This window comes from Psychrobacter sp. SHUES1 (assembly GCF_001652315.1).
GTDB classification, from domain to species: domain Bacteria; phylum Pseudomonadota; class Gammaproteobacteria; order Pseudomonadales; family Moraxellaceae; genus Psychrobacter; species Psychrobacter faecalis.
In genome coordinates, this window is sequence record NZ_LXWA01000095.1 from 1 (window position 1) to 6,581 (window position 6,581).

Annotated in this window: 7 protein-coding genes; 4 read left to right on the top strand and 3 right to left on the bottom strand. The window is 43.7% G+C overall.

What is annotated here, in order from left to right; all coding sequences use genetic code 11:
- From A7325_RS11810 to A7325_RS11825, 4 genes are all read left to right on the top strand, one after another.
- A partial coding sequence (locus A7325_RS11810) for a transposase (protein WP_156508545.1) occupies nucleotides 1-261 on the top strand: 261 nt, incomplete at its 5' end.
- Between the two features lie 238 nt (nucleotides 262-499).
- Nucleotides 500-754 (top strand): GlsB/YeaQ/YmgE family stress response membrane protein, encoded by a 255-nt coding sequence (locus A7325_RS11815; protein WP_068408390.1) that lies wholly within the window; start codon nucleotides 500-502, stop codon nucleotides 752-754.
- 219 nt (nucleotides 755-973) lie between these two features.
- On the top strand, nucleotides 974-1,528 hold the full coding sequence (gene def, locus A7325_RS11820; protein WP_068408392.1) for a peptide deformylase: 555 nt from the start codon (nucleotides 974-976) through the stop codon (nucleotides 1,526-1,528).
- A gap of 159 nt (nucleotides 1,529-1,687) precedes the next feature.
- On the top strand, nucleotides 1,688-2,863 hold the full coding sequence (locus A7325_RS11825) for a type III PLP-dependent enzyme (RefSeq protein WP_068408400.1): 1,176 nt from the start codon (nucleotides 1,688-1,690) through the stop codon (nucleotides 2,861-2,863).
- A 94-nt stretch (nucleotides 2,864-2,957) separates the two neighbouring features.
- On the opposite strand, the gene A7325_RS11830 is transcribed toward A7325_RS11825, so the two are convergent.
- The 3 genes from A7325_RS11830 to dnaJ form a co-directional block, all read right to left on the bottom strand.
- A complete protein-coding gene (locus A7325_RS11830) occupies nucleotides 2,958-3,887 on the bottom strand; it encodes a hypothetical protein (RefSeq protein ID WP_068408394.1) in 930 nt (309 codons plus the stop codon).
- 80 nt (nucleotides 3,888-3,967) lie between these two features.
- Entirely contained in the window at nucleotides 3,968-4,798 is an 831-nt protein-coding gene (gene dapB / locus A7325_RS11835) for a 4-hydroxy-tetrahydrodipicolinate reductase (protein ID WP_068408396.1), read from the bottom strand.
- Nucleotides 4,799-4,963: 165 nt separating this feature from the next.
- Nucleotides 4,964-6,091, bottom strand: a complete 1,128-nt coding sequence (gene dnaJ / locus A7325_RS11840) for a molecular chaperone DnaJ (RefSeq protein ID WP_068408398.1) — start codon at nucleotides 6,089-6,091, stop codon at nucleotides 4,964-4,966.
- Nucleotides 6,092-6,581 lie beyond the last annotated feature (490 nt).

Here is a 6,581-nt window from a genome sequence, read left to right on the forward strand (position 1 = left end):
TTACAAACGCCACTCAGAGCCAACATGAAAGAGGATAGACCCAAACCTGTGGTAAGGCGGCTAATGAAAGCCCGCCGTATCGTTGAAACAGTCATTGGTCAGCTATCAGAACGATTTAACATACAAAGAGTGAGAGCAAGAGATTTATGGCATTTGTCTCATCGATTGATTCGTAAAATCCTGTCACACAATCTGTGCTTTGTACTCAACAAAAAACTTGGTAATCCGCCTCTTCAGTTTGAATTGCTTATTTCAAGTTGAGAGTGGGGTACATTATAGTAATCAACGCTTTGTCACGTTAGCGACTTTACTACCGTTTTAACCTGCCGTTTACCTATTTCATCTGCTTGATAGCAAATATGGCTTTTTTCTCACATAGCCCGTACACAGATAACATTTCGTCGTTACTTTTTATAGTGGCTAATGATTACAATGAATTCATCAAATAAGTAACAGATTATAAATAACCATATAAATTAAAAATATTAGGAGAATAACAATGAGCTTTATTTGGATGATTATCGTAGGTTTGGTCGCAGGTTTATTGGCACGCGCTATTAAACCGGGCAACGACCCGATGGGTTGGATTATGACCATCGTATTGGGTATCGTCGGTGCGATGCTTGGTGGTTTTGTCGCAGGTTTAATCGGTATCAATGCTGATGGTGGCTTTACTGGTCTTATCTTCTCAGTAATCGGTGCGATTATCTTACTATTTATCTATGAGATGATTATGAATAAACGCCGCGTATAACAAGCGCAAGCCATTACTTGTATTAAATTAGAGTATATAAAAAAGGTCTTACCCAGCGTAAGACCTTTTTTAATGACTGCATTTTCTATCTGAATTATGAGTCATAAGTTTTGCTTATGTTATTACCTAAAAAAAACAGGCTATTGATATGCATTACTTTTGCCCCCATTTATCTTATAATATCAGACCTATTTTATCTTTATCGTTGAGGTGAGCCTTATGGCGTTACTCCCTATTTTAAGCTATCCCGACCCGCGCTTACGCACGATTGCTAAGCCTGTCAAGGAAGTTACGGCTGAAATCAAAACCTTAATCGCCGATATGATTGAGACGATGTATGATGCGCAAGGTATTGGATTGGCGGCAAGCCAAGTCGACCGTCATATTCAGCTTATCGTCATGGATTTATCGGAAGACAAAGACAGCCCAAGGGTATTTATCAACCCGAAAGTCACGCCATTGGTAGAAGAAAAGCAGCCGTACGAAGAGGGCTGTTTGTCGGTGCCTGAAGTCTACGATAAGGTTGAACGTCCAACCAAAGTACGTATCGAGGCCTTGGATGAAAATGGCAATAAGATTGATGAAGAAGTCGAAGGCTTACTTGCTGTCTGTATCCAACATGAAATGGATCATTTAAATGGCGTTATCTTCGTCGATTATTTATCGCGTCTTAAACAAACGCGGGCGCGTGATAAAGTGCGTAAAGTCCTTAAAATACGCGAAAAACAGGGCGAGCAAATCGCGGATAAACAGCCACAAACCACCAACTCTTAATACATTTATATTTTAAGCCACGTTTGTTGTTCTCTCATTATCGTTAAAAATGATGGCTTTACGATGATAAGATTGGCTTTTATATTCTAACGTTTTAATTCTCTGCTATTTTTATTCTCCGACATTCACTGTCTTCATTAAGGGTTTCCCACCATGACCATGATCAAAATTGACCAATATTTTGACCCTGCCGGCTGGCAGAAATTTACCAAAGCTGCCGAAGGTCGCGAAACCCCGTTTTTGGTGGTCGACTTAAGCCGCATTAAAACAAAATATGCGGAAATGGTTGGTTTTTTTCCAAAGGCAAAAATTCATTATGCTATGAAGGCAAGCCCTGCGGTTGAAGTCATTAACTTATTGGCTGAGCTTGGGTCAAACTTTGACTGTGCGTCAATCTATGAGCTGGATCGGGTGCTTGATTGCGGCGTTGAGCCATCGCGTATCTCTTATGGCAACACCATTAAAAAAGCGCAGCATGTCAAATATGCCTTTGAAAAAGGTATTGATTTGTACGCAACCGATTCTGAAGCGGATTTAAAAAATATTGCTAAGCACGCGCCTGGTTCGAAAATATTTGTGCGTATCCTAGTCCAAGGCTCTGAAACCGCTGAATGGCCATTATCACGTAAATTCGGTTGCCATCCAAATATGGCGATTGACTTGTTGATTCAAGCGCGCGAATTGGGCTTGGTGCCGTATGGTATCTCGTTCCACGTCGGTAGCCAGCAAAAAGACGTCGCCGCTTGGGATGATGCGCTCGCCAAGGTCAAATATATGTTTGACTGGATGAAAAATGAGGAAGGCATTAAGCTACAAATGATTAATTTGGGCGGCGGCTTTCCGGCGAACTATATCAGCGAAGTCAATCCGGTCAAAGTCTATGCAGAAGAGATTACCCGTTATTTGACTGATGATTACAATGAAGATGAGATGCCAGAGATTATCCTTGAGCCTGGTCGTTCATTGGTTGGCGGCTCGGGTGTCTTGGTCAGCGATGTGGTGCTGATTTCGCGTAAATCAGATACGGATTTGACCCGCTGGGTATATACCGATGTGGGCTTATTCCAAGGCTTGATTGAGACTTTAGGCGAAGCAATCAAGTATCCCGTTTATACCCCAAAAATGGAAAACTCAACCAGCGAAGGCACGGTCGTATTGGCAGGCCCAACGTGCGACTCAACCGACATTATGTACGAGGAAGCGGGTTATCAGTTGCCAGAAGAGCTTGAGATTGGCGATAAAATCTTTTGGTTAACGACTGGTGCTTATACCAACTCGTATTCGTCGGTTGAGTTCAATGGTTTTCCGCCATTAGAGGTGGTTTATATTGATTAGTTTTTAACCAATCAATATCAATAACAAAGCGCGGTACTGTAATAAGCAGTGCCGCGCTTTGTTATCTTTGCTTCGCGACAATATTAATAATCAACTACTGTACCAATAATGAGATAGGTACGCTATTGCTGCTATTTAGCGTCCTATTACTGCCATAACCTGAGTTTTTACTTTGATTGTTTTGTGAGATTTGTCCAATATTGACCCACTGCCCGCGTGGCACGACAATGGTGCTATTCAATCTTTGCCCTTGCACGCTATTATTATAACCATAGTTATTATAAGAAGGATTAGCGCGCACGAGCTGTTCTTCTACTTGGGATAATTGTACTTCGACCTGCCCGTTTGGTAGTAGCCTTGGTGTCACCGCAATCCCTTGCGTCGTCGGCAATAATACTTGCTGCTGAATAATAATTTGCCCTGAAGAGCGATGAACATTCGAATAATTTGGATAGGCTAGATAGCTATTGGCAATATAGCTTTGGTTTAATGAGTAAAGCGTGCCGGTGCTAATGCTTGCTGCACTGCCAGACAAGGTTTGTACTTGATATAAATTATTACCATGTTGTTGGCTATTACTTTGGTTTATTACGCCAGTACCTTGAAGACCGCGATTGCTAATAATAACCCGACCTTGCTGGATATTACCTTGGGATTGGCTACTATTTCCAACACGCACAGCAACGGTCAATGCTTGCGGTTGACCGTCAATCTGATTGAGTAACTGCTGTACTTTTTGATAATTAGCAGCCGTGGTATGTAATACGAGCTTATCTTGATAAGTCGACACCGAGCCGCCGTCGCGACTGGCATTTAACTGCTGACGCACCGCTGGTAATAAGCGCTCGCCACCATAGGTATGAATGACATAGGTTTGATAAGCGGCCGCTTGTACGACTATTGGCAATACCGTCAAGCCTAACGTAAATGCTATCGGATGCGTATAACTTGTGGTTTTGGTAGCTTTTATCATAGCCAACGTACGGCCAAAACTTGTTATTAGATGTTCGCTAAACTTATTCATGTCTGACTCCTAGCAGTCATTCTGCTTTATCAATAAGTAACCGCTACCAAACCATCAATGAGAAACCTAATTCTTTAGGTTTAGTCATTTAAGCCTAAAACATCCTGCATGTTATATTGTCCAACTTCTTGCTTAATCACCCAAGTAGCCGCACGTACTGCACCAGCGGCAAAGGTCATGCGCGCTCGGGCACGATGGGTAATTTCAACCACTTCACCGTCAGCGATAAACATCACGGTATGATCACCGATGATTTCACCGCCGCGTATCGCATGAATACCAATACTGCCAGCTTCGCGCTCGCCTGTTTGCCCTTCGCGGCCATAAATGGCGACGTCTTTTAGGTTCTGTCCGCGCGCTTCTGCAACCGCCTCTGCCATCATATAAGCCGTGCCCGATGGGGCGTCGATTTTGTGTTTATGATGGGCTTCGATAACTTCTACATCGGCATCATTGCCAAAGGCTTTTGCGGCCATAGCGAGCAGCTTTAACGACAAATTAACGCCCGTTGAATAATTACCCGCATAGACGATAGCGATTTGCTTACTGGCTTCTTTTAATACTTGCTCTTGTTGCTCATTAAAACCTGTGGTGCCAATCACCATCGCAACTTTGTTCGCAGCGCAGATTTGCATATTTTGCTCGGTCGCATCCGGCAAACTAAAATCAATCAGCACATCAATGTCATTAATAACGGCTTTTAAATCATCGACAATTTGTACATTTAGACGACCGATAGCAGCAACTTCGCCAGCATCGGCGCCGACAAGGCTTGAGCCTTGACGTTCAATCGCGGCATTTAGCGTGGTTTGTGGGTTGTCCTGTACGGCTTCAATTAACATACGTCCCATACGTCCGCCAGCACCGATGACACCAACGTTAATAGTTTGCTCTTCTGTTTGTTGACTCATATCTTGTCCTAAATGTTTTATTTTCGATAGATTGGTTATTAAATTTATGAGGATAAGTTTAGCAAATATAATGGTTAAATAGTTTTTTATAGCATCACCAAAAAGGCCTATCGTTTCACGTGAAACAATAGGCCTTAAAATGACTTAAACAGTAGGGCTTAGCTATCAATCAAATAATTCGCCAATCTTTTTAAAGAAAGACTTTTTATGGGGAGACTGCTGATGCTTGCTGTCACCATCAAGCGTATCTTGGAATTGACGTAACAAGTCTTTTTGCTCGCGCGTTAGATTTACTGGCGTCTCGATGACCACACGACAAATCAAATCGCCTTTCATCGTCGTACGTACTGGCGTCACACCTTTACCGCGCACACGCAGCAATTTGCCACTTTGCGTCCCTTCGGCGACCTTGATTTTGACTTTGCCATCTAGGGTTGGGATTTCCACTTCTTTACCGAGTGCCGCATCAGTAATGCTCACTGGCACGTCCATATAGAGGTCAGCGCCTTGACGGTTAAAGACGTCGTGCGGTTTCACACGTACTTCAACGTATAAGTCACCGTTTTGTACGCCAGCGCCGCCCGCTTCGCCTTCACCTGCTAGGCGGACACGGTCACCATCGTCAACGCCCGCTGGGATAGACACTTCAAGCGTGCGCGATTTATCTTTTACGCCGCTGCCATGACAGTCAGAGCAAGGGTTTTTAATCTGTTTACCAGAGCCGCCACACTGCGGACACGTCTGCTGCACGGCAAAAAAGCCTTGCTGCATACGCACTTGGCCTTGACCATGACACATCTGACAAGTGACCACGTCAGAAGCGTCTTTTGCGCCTTTACCATCGCAAGTATCGCACGGCGCAGGCGCGGTAAAGCTGATTTCTTTTTTACAGCCGCGCACCGCTTCTTCTAAGGTTAGCTCAATGACATAACGTAAGTCTGAACCGCGGCGCGAACGGCCACCGCCGCCGCGTGATTGACCAAAAATGTCACCAAAGTTGCCAAAAATATCGCCAAAAATATCTTGGAAATTGCCACCGCCGCCAAAACCGCCACCGCCCATGCCGTTTTCAAACGCCGCGTGCCCCATGCGATCATAAGCTGAGCGCTTTTCTTCATCGCTCAATACTTCATAAGCCATCGACGCTTCTTTAAATTTGTCTTCAGCATCAGGGTCTTCAGAATTACGGTCTGGATGGTATTTCATGGCCAGCTTGCGGTAGGCTCGCTTAATTTCCTTGCTGTCAGCGGTCTTACTGACACCTAATACTTCATAAAAATCGCGCTTACTCATGGGCTCTCCTATCGTCTTTACAGTCCACCGATCGGCCGATTCATCAACCCGAATCAATCTTCTCCTTTGCACTGCACGCGCCTACTTACAGGTTTCACATGAAACGTGGGGAATAGGTAACAAAAAGAGGATAACTTATGAATCTTACGAGCGAATACGGCGGGATGCTGCTTAGCCAAATCAATTATTAAAAGTTTGCGCTATTTATGGAGATGATGGCAGGATTTATCAAGCACTGAGGCGTCTAAATTATAAATTATGAGGCTGTAGATGCCCTAAAAAAGGATTTATTAAGAATTGCACAAAGGTTTCCATACCTTTATAAGGTGTAGGCGTGCTAATATTTAGCGCGATATTGATATATATATAAACTTGGATTCAACATCGAAGTGCAACGCACCCGAAGCTAGATTTTACCTCAAGCGGTGTTCTAAACCCTAGCACCTTTCTTGGTCGATTATTTAAACTGTCTTCAATCGACTGAACTAAG